Genomic DNA, 14,257 nt, shown 5'->3' with positions numbered 1-14,257 from the left:
CTAGCCGAGGACCGCGCGGGAAACCTCGACGAGCCCGGCCCTGACCTCCGGCTCGTCGGTCAGGGGCTCGATCATCGCCGCCATCACCGCCTCCTGCCGGGGAAGCCCGGCGGAGATCAGGCTCGCCGCATAGACGACGAGGCGGGTCGAGACGCCCTCCTCGATGTCCTGCCCCTTCAGCGTGCGCAGGCGGCGCGCAAGGTCGACGAGCGGCGCGACGGCCGCCTCGTCGAGCCCGCTCTCCTGGGCGACGACCGCGATCTCCTGCTCGCGCGGCAGGAAGTCGAAGCTGATCGAGACGAAGCGCTGGCGGGTCGAGGGCTTCAGGTTCTTCAGGAGGTTCTGGTAGCCGGGATTGTAGGAGACCGCGATCATGAAGGAGGCCGGCGCGGCCAGGACCTCGCCGGTGCGTTCCAGCGGCAGGATGCGGCGGTCGTCGGTGAGCGGGTGCAGCACCACGGCGACGTCCTTGCGGGCCTCGACGATCTCGTCGAGATAGCACAGCCCGCCCTCGCGCACGGCGCGCGTCAGCGGCCCGTCGACCCAGACGGTTTCGCCGCCCTTGAGCAGGTGGCGGCCGGTGAGGTCGGCGGCGGAGAGATCGTCATGGCAGGCGACGGTGAAGAGCGGCAGGCCAAGCCGCGCCGCCATATGGGCGATGAAGCGGGTCTTGCCCGAGCCGGTCGGCCCCTTGAGCAGGAGCGGCAGATGCCGCTCCCAGGCCTTCTCGAACAGGAAACGCTCGTTGCCGGAGGTGGTATAGGCGGGGATGTCGATAGTGTCGGCGGCGGGCGCCATCACGGGTGGGTGCGGGATCATGTTCATCGCGAAATCCTTGGGAGCGGGGGCGGTCGCCCGCCGGTTTCGGTCCGATGCTGAAACAAGGGCTGGATCGCCATGCATCCGCCGGGACGCATGGCGATCCGGGCGTCATTCCGCCGGCTGGGCGATGGCGAAGGGATCCTCGGCGCGCTCGCGGCCGGGCACCAGCACGGCCCAGACGAACATCAGTGCCGAGACCACCACCACCACGCCGGAGCCGAGCCGGAACCAGTAGAACAGGGCGAGCTGGTCCTGCACGTCCATGAAGCCCTGGCCGAGCACGCGCTGGAGATGAATCTGGACCACGCCGGCGAAAGTCAGGGCGAAGGTCATCACCGACATCGCGGTCACCATCAGCCAGAAGCTTCCGATCGAGAGCCACTGGTTGTAGGGCGCCCGCCCCTTCAGCTCGGGGATCGCATAGGCCATCACCGCGAGGTTCAGCATCACATAGGCGCCGAAGAAGGCGAGGTGCCCGTGGGCGGCCGTCATCTGCGTGCCATGGCTGTAGTAGTTCACCGAGGACAGCGTGTGCAGGAAGCCCCAGACGCCGGCGCCGAAGAAGGCCATCACCGAGCAGCCGATCGACCAGAGCAGGGCGGCCTTGTTGGGGTGGTTGCGCCCGGCCTTCCAGGTCATGTGGAAGGTGAAAAGCACCATGGCGAAGAAGGGCGCCACCTCCAGCGTCGAGAACAGCGAGCCGATCCACTGCCAGTATCCGGGCGCGCCGATCCAGTAGTAGTGGTGGCCGGTGCCGAGGATGCCGGAGAACAGGGCGAGCCCGACGATGACGTAGAGCCATTTCTCCACGACCTCGCGGTCGACGCCGTTGAGCTTGATCATCAGATAGGCCAGCACCGAGGCCATGATCAGCTCCCAGACGCCCTCGACCCACAGATGGATGACGTACCACCAGTACATCTTGTCGAGCGCGAGGTTGGCCGGGTTGTAGAAGGCGAAGAGGAAGAAGATCGCCAGCCCCCACAGGCCGAAGAGCAGGATGTTGGTGACGGTGGTCTTGCGGCCCTTCAGCGAGGTCATGGTGATGTTGAACAGGAACATCAGCACGACGACGACGATGCCGACCTTGATCGCGAAGGGCTGCTCGAGGAATTCGCGGCCTTCATGGATGCGGAAGAGATAGCCGACGACCGCGACCCCGGCGGCAATGAAAAACAGCCAGAACTGGATGACCGCGAGCTTGCGGCTGTAGAGCTCGGTCTGCGCCTCCTCCGGCAGGAGGTAGTAGGTCGCGCCCATGAAGCCGAGCAGGAGCCACACCACCAGCGCGTTGGTGTGGATCATCCGCACGATGTTGAAGGGCAGGACCACCGAAAGCGTGTTGGGCAGGACATAGATCAGCCCTGCGACGACCCCGAAGGTCACCTGCGCGATGAAGAGCGCGAGCGCCCCGTAGAAATAGAGCATCGCGACGCTCTGGCTCTCATATCTCGTCGTGTTGTAGCCTGGCATGGCTCTCTCCTGTCGCGACGTTTCAGCCGGCATCGTTGGGCGGCCAGTTCTGGGTCTTGATCCGGCTCGTCCATTCGAGGAAATCGGCGAGATCGTTGAGTTCCTGATCGGTCAGGTTGAATTGCGGCATCTGGCGCCGGCCCTCGATCCCGGTCGGCTGGGCCTCCATCCAGGCCTTGAAGGCGTCGCGCGCCCCGCCGGGGTCCTTGTCGCCGCCATAGCGCTTCCAGACATTGCCGAGCTCGGGCGCGAAATAGGCGCCTTCGCCGAGCAGCGTGTGGCAGTTGATGCAGGAGTGGCGCTCCCAGATGTGCTTGCCGCGGGCGACGGCGGGCGTCAGCGTCGATTCGTCGGTCGAGACGTTGCGCATGTACCAGTGGCTGTGGGCGGTGAGCCCGACGAATATCGCGAAGAAGAAGATCGATCCGCCGTAGAAGACATTTCGGGCTCCCGCCTTTGTCAGACGTTCGGCCATGCGTTCACCCTTCCGTTTCCGTGTGTGGCGGGAAACCCCCGCATGCGGATGGCGAGGGTGAGATCGTGATAGCGGGGCGGCGGGGGCGTTTCTTTGCGCTTTGGCAAAGACGCAGGCGGCAGGCCGCGCCGTCAGGCTTCGGCCGTCGCCAGGCGCGTCAGGGCGGGGATGTCCCGGACCAGGAGCGTGCGCCGGCCGCCGGTGATGAGCCCGCCCCGCTCCCAGCGCGTCAGGATGCGCGAGACATTGTGCAAGGTGGTGCCGGTGAGCGCCGCGAGATCCTGCTGCGAGAGCGGGAAATCGATGCGCATGCCGCCGGCCTCCTGCCGGCCGGCCCGCTCGATCAGGCGCAGCACCGCATGGGCCAGGCGCCGCGGCACGTCGAGCGAGGCGATCTCGAGGAAGCGCCCCTGCGTCTCGGCGAGCTCGAGGCCGAGTTGCTGGACGAGCCCGAGCGGCAGGCCCGGCACCTCGCGCAGCAGCCGCTGCCAGGATGCGGCGGGCCAGACCGCGAGCGTCGAGTCGCGCAGCGCGCTCGCCGTCGCGTCATGCCGGTGCGGCGGCGGGCCGTGGCCGAGGTCGAACAGCTCGCCGGGGTGGACGATGCGCAGGATCACCGCCTCCCGGCCCCAGCTGATGCGCGCGAGCTTGAGGCAGCCCGACAGCAGCAGGAAGATCTCGTCGATCGGCTCCCCTTGCGCGAAGGCGCAGACCCCGGCGCCGAGATGGCGCAGGTTCGCGCTGGCGGCAACGGCCTTCCGCCCGGCCGCCCCGAGCGATGCGAAGAGAGCTTCCTCGCGCAGAAGATCGGGATCGATGCTCATGGTCGTATGCGCAAGCTTAAGCGCAAACCGGCCGGCCCTGTTTGCACAAGGTCAAACAAGGCGTCGAAAGGCGGCCTCAGCCGTAGCGGCCTTCCAGCCGCCGGTCGATCCACAGGGCCGCGAGCGTGCCAAGCGCGCCGGAGAGCAGATAAAGCCCGACCCAGGCGAGCCCGAAGCGGCTCGACAGCGTCAGCGCGACCAGCGGCGCGAAGCCCGCCCCGATCAGCCAGGCGAGGTCGGAGGTGAGCGCGGCGCCGGTGTAGCGGTATGGCGGCCGAAAGCTCGATGCGACCGCGCCCGCCGTCTGGCCGTAGGAGAGGCCGAGCAGGCCAAAGCCGATGATCACATAGATCGTCTGCCCGGCCAGGCTGTCGCCGAAGAGGAGCGGGGCGACGATGCTCGACAGGCTGAACAGGGCGATCATCCCGCCGGCGAGCAGCAGCGTGTTGCGCCGCCCGATCTGGTCGGCGATCAGGCCGGAGGTCACGATCGCGCCGGCGCAGACCACCCCGCCGGCGCCCTGCACCAGCAGGAACTCGGAGACCGAGCGGTCGGTGAACAGGTTGATCCAGCTCACCGGGAAGATGGTGACGAGGTGGAACAGCGCGAAGCTCGCCAGCGGCACGAAGGCGCCGATGACGAGGGTCGCGCCGTGCGCGCGCACGAGCTCGGCGAGCGGGACCGGCATCAGCTCGCGCGTCTCCATCAGCGCGGCGAATTCATGGGTCGCGACCATGCGCAGCCGGGCGAAGAGCGCGACGACGTTGATCGTCAGCGCGACGAAGAAGGGATAGCGCCAGCCCCAGCCGAGGAAATCCTGCTTCGACAGCGCGCCCTCGAAATAGGCGAAGAGCCCGGCCGCCAGGATGAAGCCGAAGGGGGCGCCGAGCTGCGGCAGCATCGCATACCAGCCGCGGCGTTCCGGCGGCGCGTTCAGGGCGAGCAGCGAGGACAGCCCGTCCCAGGCGCCGCCGAGCGCGATGCCCTGCAGCAGGCGAAAGCCCGCGAGGATGACGATCGACCAGACGCCGATCGTCGCGTAGCCCGGCAGGAAGGCGATCGCCGCCGTCGAGCCGCCGAGCAGGAAGAGCGCGACCGTGAGCTTGCTCACGCGGCCATAGCGGCGGTCGAGGGCGAAGAACAGGACCGAGCCGATCGGGCGGGTGACGAAGGCGAGCGCGAAGATGCCGAAGGCGTAGAGCGTGCCGGTGAGGCGCTCGGCGAAGGGAAAGACGAGCTCCGGGAAGACCAGCACGCAGCCGAGGCCGAAGACGAAGAAGTCGAAATATTCGGAGGTTCGCCCGATGATGACGCCGAGCGCGATATCCGCCGGCGAGACATGGTCGCGGCCATGCGCATCCGCCGGATGGCTCGATGAACGGTTCGCCGCGTCAGCGCTCATGAGCGCGCCTTCCTCGTTGGCGGACTTGCCCCCGCCTCATACAAATGGATACGGTGGATAGATGCCACTCGTCAAACCAGCGCAATGGAACAGATTGTCTGCCATGCGTTATGAGGGAACGGGAATAGAGAACGGCGGTTCCCGGATCGGGGAGGTCTCGAGTCTCTTGAGAATCTTTCGAATTCTACGGATCCTTCCCGTGATTACGCTGCTCGGCGGCTGCCAGATGGTGCTGCTCGGGCCCTCCGGCGACGTCGCCCTCCAGCAGCGCAACCTGCTCATCGCCGCGACCGCCCTGATGCTCCTGATCATCGTGCCGGTGATGGCGCTGACGGTCGCCTTCGCCTGGCGCTACCGCGCCTCGGCCAAAGCGGGCTACGATCCCGACTGGAACCATTCGCTGCCGCTCGAGGTGGTGATCTGGTCGGTGCCGCTGCTGATCATCATCGTCATCGGCGCCATGACCTGGATGGGCACGCATCTGCTCGATCCCTATCGCCCGTTGAACCGCATCAGCGCGGCTAAGCCGGTGGCCGAGGCGAACGCACAGCCGCTCGTCGTCCAGGTCGTGGCGCTCGACTGGAAATGGCTGTTCATCTATCCTGAGCAGGGCGTCGCCTCGCTCAACGAGGCGGTGGCGCCGGTCGACCGGCCGATCGAGTTCCGCATCACCTCGTCCTCGGTGATGAACTCGCTGTTCATTCCCGCGCTCGCCGGCCAGATCTACGCCATGCCCGGCATGCAGACGAAGCTCAACGCCGTGATCAACCATCCCGGCGAATTCGAAGGCTTCTCGGCCAATTACAGCGGCGCCGGCTTCTCCGACATGCGCTTCAGCTTCCGCGGCGTCGACGAGAAGGGCTTTGACGACTGGGTGCAGGGCGCGCGCGACAAGGGCGCCCCGCTCGGGCGGGCGGAGTATCGCGTGCTGGAGCGCCCGAGCGAGCGCGAGGCGGTCCGCTACTTCCGCGACATGCCGGCCGATCTCTTCGATGCCGTCCTCAACCGCTGCGTCGATCCGCTGCGGATGTGCACGCGCGACATGACGGCGATGGACGCCAGCGGCGGCGGCGGCCGGGAGGGCATCAACCTCGTCGCGCGGCTCGAAGGCGCCGAAACCGCGCGCCGGGGCGGGCGGCCCGTTCCGGCGCTGCCCTTCGTGACGGCGATCTGCACGCCGGCCGATGTCTACGGCACCGCGGGGATCAGCGCCCGCGGCACCGACTGAAGAGGGGCGAGGGACAAATGACCTCCTATCCCGACTGGTGGAAGCTCTTGTTCGGGCGCTTCACGCTCGAGGCGATCCCCTATCACGAGCCGATCCTGATCGGGACCTTCGCGGTTGTCGTCCTCGGCGGGCTCGCGCTCGTCGCGCTCGTCAGCCGCTACCGGCTCTGGGGCTATCTCTGGCGGGAATGGTTCACCAGCGTCGACCACAAGAAGATCGGGATCATGTACATGATCCTCGGCGTGATCATGCTGCTGCGCGGCTTCGCCGACGCGCTGATGATGCGCGGCCAGCAGGCGATCGCCTTTGCCGGCAGCGATGGCTACCTGCCGCCGCATCATTACGACCAGATCTTCACCGCCCACGGCGTGATCATGATCTTCTTCGTGGCGATGCCCTTCGTCACCGGGCTGATGAACTATGTCGTGCCGCTCCAGATCGGCGCGCGCGACGTCGCCTTCCCCTTCCTCAACAACTTCTCGTTCTGGATGACTGTGGGCGGCGCCGTGCTGGTGATGGCCTCGCTCTTTGTCGGCGAATTCGCCAGGACGGGCTGGCTCGCCTATCCGCCGCTGTCGGGGGCCGCCTTCTCGCCCGGGGTGGGCATGGACTATTATCTCTGGGCGCTGCAGATCGCCGGCGTCGGCACGACCTTGTCCGGCGTCAACCTGATCGCGACCATCGTCAAGATGCGTGCGCCCGGCATGGACTTGATGAAGATGCCGGTCTTCACCTGGACGGCTTTGTGCACCAACATCCTGATCGTCGCGACCTTCCCGATCCTGGCGGCGACGCTCGCGCTTTTGACGCTCGACCGCTATGTCGGCACCAATTTCTTCACGGCCGATCTCGGCGGCAACCCGATGATGTACGTGAACCTGATCTGGATCTGGGGCCACCCGGAGGTCTACATCCTGATCCTGCCGATCTTCGGCGTCTATTCCGAGGTCGCCGCGACCTTCTGCGGCAAGCGCCTCTTCGGCTATGCATCGATGGTCTATGCGACGGTGGTGATCACCATCCTGTCCTATCTCGTCTGGCTGCACCATTTCTTCACGATGGGCTCGGGCGCCAGCGTGAACTCCTTCTTCGGCATCACGACGATGATCATCTCGATCCCGACGGGTGCGAAGATCTTCAACTGGCTGTTCACGATGTATCGCGGCCGCATCCGCTTCGAGCTGCCGATGATGTGGCTCGTCGCCTTCATGCTGACCTTCGTCATCGGCGGCATGACCGGGGTGATGCTGGCGGTGCCGCCGGCCGATTTCGTGCTGCACAACAGCCTGTTCCTGGTCGCCCATTTCCACAACGTCATCATCGGCGGCGTGGTCTTCGGCGTCTTCGCGGCGATCGCCCACTGGTTCCCGAAAGCCTTCGGCTTCAGGCTCGACCGCTTCTGGGGCGTGCTCTCCTTCTGGTTCTGGGTGATCGGCTTCTACGTCGCCTTCATGCCGCTCTATGTGCTGGGCCTGATGGGCGTGACGCGGCGCTTGAGCCGCTTCGAGGACCCCTCGCTGCAGATCTGGCTCGTGATCGCGGCGTTTGGCGCGGTGCTGATCGCGCTCGGCATCCTTTGCTTCATCATCCAGATCGGCGTCAGCATCCTGCGCCGCGAGGAATTGCGCGATGTGACCGGCGACCCCTGGCAGGGGCGCACGCTGGAATGGTCGACCTCCTCGCCGCCGCCGGCCTATAATTTCGCCTTCACCCCGATCACGCATGAGCTCGACGCCTGGGACGACATGAAGAAGCGCGGCTACAGGCGCCCGCTCGGCGGTTTCCGGCCGATCCACATGCCGAGGAACACCGGCGCGGGCGTGGTCATCGCAGGCCTTGCGACGCTTAGCGGCTTCGCGCTGATCTGGTATGTCTGGTGGCTCGCGGCGGCGAGCTTCGTCGGCGTCGTCGCCGCCGCGATCCTCCACAGCTTCGACTACGACCGCGACTTCCACATCCCCGTTGACGCGATCCTGCGGGAAGAGGAAGCCCGCAGCCGGCAACTCGGGCGGGCCTGACTATGGCGAGGGCGAAAGCACAAGCCGCAAGCGTTCCGGCGTTCTACGTCACGCAAGAAGAGCACGCCCATTCCGGCGGCGCCACCATGCTCGGCTTCTGGCTCTATCTGATGAGCGACTGCCTGGTCTTCGCGGTCCTCTTCGCGACCTTCGGCGTGCTCGGGCGCAATTACGCGGCCGGGCCGTCCGGCGCCGACCTGTTCGACCTCAGGCTGGTGGCGGTCAACACCGCCATGCTGCTGTTCTCCTCGATCACCTATGGCTTCGCCATGCTGGCGATGGACAAGGGCCGGCAGGCGGCGATGCAGGGCTGGCTGATCGTCACCGGCCTCTTCGGCCTCGCCTTCCTGGCGATCGAGCTCTACGAGTTCGCGCATCTGATCGGCGAGGGCGCGACGCCGATGCGCAGCGCCTTCCTGTCCGCCTTCTTCACGCTGGTCGGCACGCATGGGCTGCACGTCACCTTCGGCCTGATCTGGCTCACCGTGCTGATGGTGCAGGTCTCGCAGCGCGGGCTGATCGCGGCGAACCGCCGGCGCCTGCTGTGCCTGAGCCTGTTCTGGCACTTCCTCGACGTCATCTGGATCGGCGTCTTCACCTTCGTCTACCTGATGGGCGTGCTGAAATGAGCGAGAACGGGAACCACACCGATCAGCTCCCGCATGGCAGCCTCGGTGGCTACGTCACCGGCTTCCTGCTCTCGGTCGTGCTGACCGCGATCCCGTTCTGGCTGGTCATGAACGACGTGCTCGGCAGCGCGACGCTGACCGCGTTTGCGATCATGGCTTTCGCGGCCGTGCAGATCGTCGTCCACATGGTATTTTTCCTGCATGTGAACGGCCGCTCCGAGGGCGGCTGGAACCTGATGGGGCTGATCTTCACCCTCGTCGTCGTGGGGATCGTGCTCGCCGGCTCGCTATGGGTGATGTACCACCTCAACGCCAATATGATGCCGGAGATGCACCGGATGTGAGTCGGGCCGTGTCGCCGGAGGCGGGCGGAGGCTTAGCCCGGCTCGCCTTCGTGAGCGGGCTCTGTCTCTGCGCGGCGCTGTTTGCCGGGCTCGGCCTCTGGCAGCTCGAACGGCGAAGCTGGAAGCTCGACCTGATCGCCCGTGTCGAGGCGCGCATCCATGCCCCGCCCGTCGCCGCGCCCGGGCCAGCCGCCTGGGGCGGGATTGGCGCAGCCTCCGACGAATACCGCCGCGTCGCCCTGCAAGGCCGCTATCGCGATGCACCCGAGACGCTGGTGATGGCGGTGACCGAACGCGGACCGGGTTTCTGGGTGCTCGCGCCGTTGCTGAGCGATTCAGGCTTCACCGTCATGGTCAATCGCGGCTTCGTGCCGGAGGCCGAGCGTGCGCCCGCGCTGCGGCGCGAGGTTGCCGGCGAGCCGGCGCGGGTGGTCGGGCTCATGCGGTTGAGCGAGCCCGGCGGCGGCTTCCTGCGCGCCAACGATCCGGCCGGCGGGCGCTGGTATTCGCGCGACGTCGCGGCAATCGCCGCCGCGCATGGGCTCGGCACGGTCGCGCCCTATTTCATCGATGCCGATGCGGCGACGGAACCCGGCCCGCTGCCGCAGGGCGGCATGACGCAGGTCGCTTTCCGCAACGCGCATCTGGTCTACGCGCTGACCTGGTTCTGCCTCGCACTGATGAGCGCAGGCGCCGCGCTCTTCCTGATCCGCCGGGAGCCCGGCGCCGACTGACGGGCGCGCTTGCCCTCAGGCGACGACGAAGCCGTGGGCGAAGGGGTCGCGGTCGTCGATGAAGATGGTGTTGTAGCCGGTCATCCGCGCCCAGCCGGCGATGGAGGGGATGATCGCCGGGCGGTCCGCCACGGTCGCCGCCGCCTCGACGCGGCCCTTGAACAGCGAGCCGATGATCGATTCGTGCACGAACGCGTCGCCGACCGCGAGCTTGCCCTTGGCGGCGAGCTGGGCCATGCGGGCCGAGGTGCCGGTGCCGCAGGGCGAGCGGTCGATCGCCTTGTCGCCGTAGAACACCGCGTTGCGGGCATGGGCCTCAGGCTTCGTCGCTTTGCCGGTCCACTGGATATGGCTGAGCCCCTTGATCTCGGGGTGCTCGGGGTGGACGAATTCGTATTTCGCGTTGAGCGCGGCGCGCAGCTTCGGCGACCAGCCGATCAGCTCGCCGGCGGTATGGTCGGCCATGTCGCGGAAATTCTTCTGCGGCTCGACGATGGCGTAGAAATTGCCGCCATAGGCGACGTCGACGACGATCTCGCCGAGCCCCTCGACCTCGGCCGTCAGCCCCTCGGCATGGAGGAAGCCCGGCACGTTGGTCAGGCGCACCTCCTCGACGAAGCGGCCCTCCTGGCGATAGCTGATATCGACCTTGCCGGCCGGCGCGTCGATCGAGAGCCGGCCTGGCTCGCGCGGGGTGATCAGCCCGTTCTCGATGCCCATGGTGATGGTGCCGATGGTGCCGTGGCCGCACATCGGCAGGCAGCCCGAGGTCTCGATGAACAGCACCGCGACGTCGCAGTCGGGCCGTGTCGGCGGGTAGAGGATCGAGCCCGACATCATGTCGTGGCCGCGCGGCTCGAACATCAGCCCGGTGCGGATCCAGTCGAACTCGCGCAGGAAATGCGCGCGCTTCTCCAGCATGGTGGCGCCTTCCAGCCGCGGTCCGCCGCCGGAGACCAGGCGCACCGGATTGCCGCAGGTGTGCCCGTCGATGCAGGAGAAGGTATGGCTGGCCATGGCTTGACGCCTCTCAGAAGCGCTGGGGGGAAAAGGCTGCGATGTCGATGGCGGGCGCCCGGCCGGTCAAGAGGTCCGCGACGAGGCGGGCGGTGCCGGCCGCTTGCGTCAGGCCGAGATGGCCGTGGCCGAAGGCGTGGACGACGCGCGGCGTCGCCCGCGCCCGTCCGATCGCCGGCAGGCTGTCCGGCAGCGAGGGGCGAAAGCCCATCCACTGCACGCCGCCCTCGGGCTTCAGGCCCGGCAGGAAGGCGCGGGCCTTGGCCAGCATCGCCTCCGAGCGGCGGAAGTTCGGCGGCAGCTTGAGCCCGCCGAGCTCGACCGCGCCGCCGACGCGGATGCCGCTCGACAGCCGGCTGACGACGAAGCCGTGGCCGCCGAAGGTCACCTGCGTCCTCAGGTCGAAGGCGTCGGGCGGCAGCGTCGTGTTGTAGCCGCGCTCGGTTTCGAGCGGGATGCGCTCGCCGAGGCTCAGCGCGATGCGGTGCGAGAAGGCCCCGGCGGCAAGCACGATGCGCCCCGCCTCCCGCGTGCGGCCGTCATGCGTGCCGAGCGCGATGGCCTCGCCGCGCGGCGCAAGGCTCACGACCTCCGCCTGCTCGATCGTGCCGCCGCGGGCGCGGAAGGCCTCGGCGAGGGCGAGCGTGTAGAGCTTCGGATCGGCGATCGAATACCAGCCGGGGGTGAAGGTGCCGTGGGTGAAGCGCGGCGCGAGGCCGGGCTGGATCTCGGCCATGCCGGCGGCGTCGAGATGGCGGAAGTCGATGCCGTGCTCCTCGCGGGCCTGCCAGCCGGGGAGCGACGCCTTCAGCTCGGCCTCGCCTTCATAGACCTGGAGGTTGCCCTCCTTGCGCAGCATGGCGAAGGTGCCGGTCTCGTGCAGGAAAGGCTCGAGCTCGGCCTTGGACAGATCCATCAGCGCGGTCTGGGCCGCGGTCGACTGCGCCACGCGGGCGGGCGAGCAGGCCCGCCAGAAGCGGAACATCCAGGGCGCGATGCTGAGCGCATAGGCCGGCGGCACCGAGAGCGGCCCGAGCGGGTCGAGCAGCCATTTCGGCGCCTTGCGCAGGATGCCGGGCGAGGCGAGCGGCAGGATGTCGGTGAAGGCGAAGGCGCCGGCGTTCCCCGCCGAGGCGCCCGCCGCCGGTCCCTCGCGATCCACGACGGTGACCGTGAGGCCGCGCCCCTGCGCCGCGATCGCGGCGGAGAGGCCGACCACGCCGGCGCCTATGACGATGACATCGGGAGTGGCCATCAGCGGTTACGCTTCGCAGGGTTTCGACCCGGGCCGGGGAATCGGTCCGGGATCAGGCGTCATGGCGGATGCCGCCGCGATCAGGCGGCGTGCTTGCGCGCGGCGTCCGCCTCTTTCGACCAGTCGGCATACCAGGCGTCGAACAGCTTGAGCTGGGCTTCGCAATAGCCGCGCTGGCTGTCGGTCAAGGCATCGGTCTCGTTGAAGTGCAGGGTGTATTCCTTGTCGCCCTTCATCACCATCATATGCTTGAAGTAGAGGACGAGGTCAGGGCCCGCATCGAAGGAGGAGAGCACGCCGAGCGCCTGCTCCAGCTCCAGCGCGCGGCGGCGCGCGGTGGCGTCGCCGGCGGCTGCGGCCACCGACAGCGCGCACAGATGCAGCACTTCCTTCGGCAGCACGTTGCCGATGCCGGTGATCGCCCCGGTCGCGCCGCAGTTGACGTAGCCGTGGACGACGGTGGTGTCGATGCCGATCATCAGCGAGACGTCGTCGTCGCGGCTGGTGATGTTCTCGGCCGCGTAGCGCATGTCGTCGGCGCCGCCGAACTCCTTGAAGCCGATCAGGTTCGGGTGCTCGGCGCGCAGCGCGAAGAACAGGTCGGCGCGGGTGGCGTAGCCGTAATAGGGGCTGTTGTAGATCACCGCCGGCAGATCGGGGGCGGCGGAGAGGATCGCCTTGAAGTGAGCCTTCTGGGCGGCGACGACGGTTGCGCGCGAGAGGACGCGCGGGATCACCATCAGGCCCTGGGCGCCGACCTTCCGGGCGTGCGCGGCATGCGCCACGGCCACGGCGGTGTTGACCGCGCCGGTGCCGACGATGACCGGGATGCCGGCCTTCACCAGTCGCTCGACGCCTTCCATGCGCTCCGCGTCGGTGAGCAGCGGCCAGTCACCCATCGAGCCGCAATAGACCACCGCGGACATGCCCGCCGCGATCAGTTCCTTGCCCTTGCGCACCAGCCCGTCGAAATCGGGCGTGCGGTCCGCCTTGCAAGGGGTCATCAGCGCGGGGATCACGCCGGAAAAAATCTTGGCCTTCATCTTGCCTCTCCTTCTGGCTGTCGTTGCTGCGGAGACCCCGCCGCCTCTGCGATGGCGATGCGGCGCGCTCCCTCCCGAGCTTGTTATAGCGCGCTGCATATTATTTGTCGACAAGAATTACGCAAGAATCTCAGAGGGCGATGTCGAGCCTTTCCTCGCCGAGCATAAGCTTCTGGATCTGCTGGATGATCTGTTCGGCGTGGGCTTTGCCGAGGCTGTCGGCGAGCGCGGTGTCGCGGGCCACGATCGCGGCGATCATCGCCTCGTGCTCGTCGACGAAGCGCTGCGGCAGCCGGTCGTCATAGGACTGGTAGTAGAGCCTGAGGAAGCGGCGGCCCTCGTCGAGGAGGCGGCTGAACAGGCCGTTGAAATAGGGGTTGCGCCCGGCCTCCGCGATCGCGGCATGGAAGGCGGCGTTGGTGGCGATCATCGCCAGCGCGTCCTGCGCCTTCACCGCGGCGGCGAATTCAGCCTGCCGGGCCCGGATCGCCGCCAGATCCTCCCGCCTGTGGTTCTGTGCGGCGAGCTGGGTCGTCACCCGGTACATCAGCGTCAGCGCGTCGAAGAAGGGCGCCATGTTGAGGAAGTCGAGACTGGCGACCATCGTCGAGCGGTTCGGCAGCGTGTCGATCAGCCCCTCGCCCGCCAGCCTGACCAGCGCCTCGCGGATCGGGGTGCGCGACATCTGGAAGCGCTCGGCGAGCTGGACCTCGTCGATCGGGCTGCCGGGCGGCAGGACGAGATCGAGGATCTCGTCGCGCAGCAGATCGTAGACGAACTTCACCCCCGAGCCGCGCCTGCGCTCTGGGATGGCGGTTGCCGGGGTCTTCACGGTGGCCATGCGGAATCCTCTTGTCGACAAGAGGAATACGGGGCGCGCGCGGCCGGATCAATTGGCGTTGCAACGCTTCCGGCAGCCGGCTAGCCTGCCGGTCGGGACCCGCCGCTATTTTGCTCTAGCGCAAATTACGCCCGGCCGACGGCTGTAGAGAA

At 67.5% G+C, this 14,257-nt stretch carries 14 protein-coding genes; 5 read left to right on the top strand and 9 right to left on the bottom strand.

The features are described from left to right. From M9917_RS03185 to M9917_RS03165, 5 genes are all read right to left on the bottom strand, one after another. Window positions 1-798, bottom strand: a complete 798-nt coding sequence (locus tag M9917_RS03185; RefSeq protein ID WP_297254676.1) for a CbbQ/NirQ/NorQ/GpvN family protein — start codon at window positions 796-798, stop codon at window positions 1-3. A 132-nt stretch (window positions 799-930) separates the two neighbouring features. Next, window positions 931-2,295 (bottom strand): cbb3-type cytochrome c oxidase subunit I, encoded by a 1,365-nt coding sequence (locus tag M9917_RS03180; protein WP_297250849.1) that lies wholly within the window; start codon window positions 2,293-2,295, stop codon window positions 931-933. 22 nt (window positions 2,296-2,317) lie between these two features. Further along, the gene (locus M9917_RS03175; protein ID WP_297250848.1) at window positions 2,318-2,770 is read right to left on the bottom strand and encodes a c-type cytochrome; all 453 of its coding nucleotides are present in this window, start codon (window positions 2,768-2,770) and stop codon (window positions 2,318-2,320) included. Window positions 2,771-2,901: 131 nt separating this feature from the next. After that, window positions 2,902-3,594, bottom strand: a complete 693-nt coding sequence (locus M9917_RS03170; RefSeq protein ID WP_297250847.1) for a Crp/Fnr family transcriptional regulator — start codon at window positions 3,592-3,594, stop codon at window positions 2,902-2,904. A 76-nt stretch (window positions 3,595-3,670) separates the two neighbouring features. Next, a complete protein-coding gene (locus tag M9917_RS03165; protein ID WP_297250846.1) occupies window positions 3,671-4,996 on the bottom strand; it encodes an MFS transporter in 1,326 nt (441 codons plus the stop codon). Between the two features lie 199 nt (window positions 4,997-5,195). Between M9917_RS03165 and cyoA the strand changes: the two genes are divergently transcribed. From cyoA to M9917_RS03140, 5 genes are read left to right on the top strand one after another with little or no spacing between them, the layout of a single operon-like run. After that, window positions 5,196-6,224 (top strand): ubiquinol oxidase subunit II, encoded by a 1,029-nt coding sequence (cyoA, locus tag M9917_RS03160; protein ID WP_465246318.1) that lies wholly within the window; start codon window positions 5,196-5,198, stop codon window positions 6,222-6,224. A 17-nt stretch (window positions 6,225-6,241) separates the two neighbouring features. Then, window positions 6,242-8,242, top strand: a complete 2,001-nt coding sequence (cyoB, locus tag M9917_RS03155) for a cytochrome o ubiquinol oxidase subunit I (protein ID WP_297250844.1) — start codon at window positions 6,242-6,244, stop codon at window positions 8,240-8,242. Between the two features lie 2 nt (window positions 8,243-8,244). After that, window positions 8,245-8,871, top strand: coding sequence for a cytochrome o ubiquinol oxidase subunit III (gene cyoC, locus M9917_RS03150; RefSeq protein WP_297250843.1), 627 nt, complete (start codon window positions 8,245-8,247; stop codon window positions 8,869-8,871). Next, window positions 8,868-9,215, top strand: a complete 348-nt coding sequence (gene cyoD / locus M9917_RS03145) for a cytochrome o ubiquinol oxidase subunit IV (protein WP_297250842.1) — start codon at window positions 8,868-8,870, stop codon at window positions 9,213-9,215. The genes cyoC and cyoD overlap by 4 nt, the downstream gene beginning before the upstream one ends. Before the next feature lie 50 nt (window positions 9,216-9,265). Then, entirely contained in the window at window positions 9,266-9,949 is a 684-nt protein-coding gene (locus M9917_RS03140) for an SURF1 family protein (protein WP_297250841.1), read from the top strand. Window positions 9,950-9,964: 15 nt separating this feature from the next. Here the strand turns inward: M9917_RS03140 and M9917_RS03135 are convergent, their stop codons facing one another. The 4 genes from M9917_RS03135 to M9917_RS03120 all read right to left on the bottom strand — a co-directional run bounded on the left by M9917_RS03135 (window position 9,965) and on the right by M9917_RS03120 (window position 14,105). Then, window positions 9,965-10,966, bottom strand: coding sequence for a 4-hydroxyproline epimerase (locus M9917_RS03135; protein WP_297250840.1), 1,002 nt, complete (start codon window positions 10,964-10,966; stop codon window positions 9,965-9,967). Window positions 10,967-10,979: 13 nt separating this feature from the next. Next, window positions 10,980-12,221, bottom strand: a complete 1,242-nt coding sequence (locus M9917_RS03130) for an NAD(P)/FAD-dependent oxidoreductase (protein WP_297250839.1) — start codon at window positions 12,219-12,221, stop codon at window positions 10,980-10,982. A gap of 80 nt (window positions 12,222-12,301) precedes the next feature. Next, a complete protein-coding gene (locus M9917_RS03125) occupies window positions 12,302-13,264 on the bottom strand; it encodes a dihydrodipicolinate synthase family protein (RefSeq protein WP_297250838.1) in 963 nt (320 codons plus the stop codon). A gap of 130 nt (window positions 13,265-13,394) precedes the next feature. After that, window positions 13,395-14,105 carry a GntR family transcriptional regulator gene (locus tag M9917_RS03120; protein WP_297250837.1) on the bottom strand — a complete coding sequence of 237 codons (711 nt, stop codon included), beginning with the start codon at window positions 14,103-14,105 and terminating at the stop codon, window positions 13,395-13,397. Window positions 14,106-14,257 lie beyond the last annotated feature (152 nt).

The organism is Bosea sp. (in: a-proteobacteria) (genome assembly GCF_023953965.1).
GTDB lineage: Bacteria > Pseudomonadota > Alphaproteobacteria > Rhizobiales > Beijerinckiaceae > Allobosea.
This window is presented reverse-complemented; position numbering and strand designations above follow the sequence as displayed.

Coding starts and splice junctions, on each gene's coding strand:
- M9917_RS03120 (WP_297250837.1), bottom strand. CDS start 14,105: ATGGCCACCGTGAAGACCCCGGCAACCGCCATCCCAGAGCGCAGGCGC.
- M9917_RS03170 (WP_297250847.1), bottom strand. CDS start 3,594: ATGAGCATCGATCCCGATCTTCTGCGCGAGGAAGCTCTCTTCGCATCG.
- cyoB (WP_297250844.1), top strand. CDS start 6,242: ATGACCTCCTATCCCGACTGGTGGAAGCTCTTGTTCGGGCGCTTCACG.
- M9917_RS03175 (WP_297250848.1), bottom strand. CDS start 2,770: ATGGCCGAACGTCTGACAAAGGCGGGAGCCCGAAATGTCTTCTACGGC.
- cyoD (WP_297250842.1), top strand. CDS start 8,868: ATGAGCGAGAACGGGAACCACACCGATCAGCTCCCGCATGGCAGCCTC.
- M9917_RS03180 (WP_297250849.1), bottom strand. CDS start 2,295: ATGCCAGGCTACAACACGACGAGATATGAGAGCCAGAGCGTCGCGATG.
- M9917_RS03185 (WP_297254676.1), bottom strand. CDS start 798: ATGGCGCCCGCCGCCGACACTATCGACATCCCCGCCTATACCACCTCC.
- M9917_RS03125 (WP_297250838.1), bottom strand. CDS start 13,264: ATGAAGGCCAAGATTTTTTCCGGCGTGATCCCCGCGCTGATGACCCCT.
- M9917_RS03135 (WP_297250840.1), bottom strand. CDS start 10,966: ATGGCCAGCCATACCTTCTCCTGCATCGACGGGCACACCTGCGGCAAT.
- cyoC (WP_297250843.1), top strand. CDS start 8,245: ATGGCGAGGGCGAAAGCACAAGCCGCAAGCGTTCCGGCGTTCTACGTC.
- M9917_RS03130 (WP_297250839.1), bottom strand. CDS start 12,221: ATGGCCACTCCCGATGTCATCGTCATAGGCGCCGGCGTGGTCGGCCTC.
- M9917_RS03165 (WP_297250846.1), bottom strand. CDS start 4,996: ATGAGCGCTGACGCGGCGAACCGTTCATCGAGCCATCCGGCGGATGCG.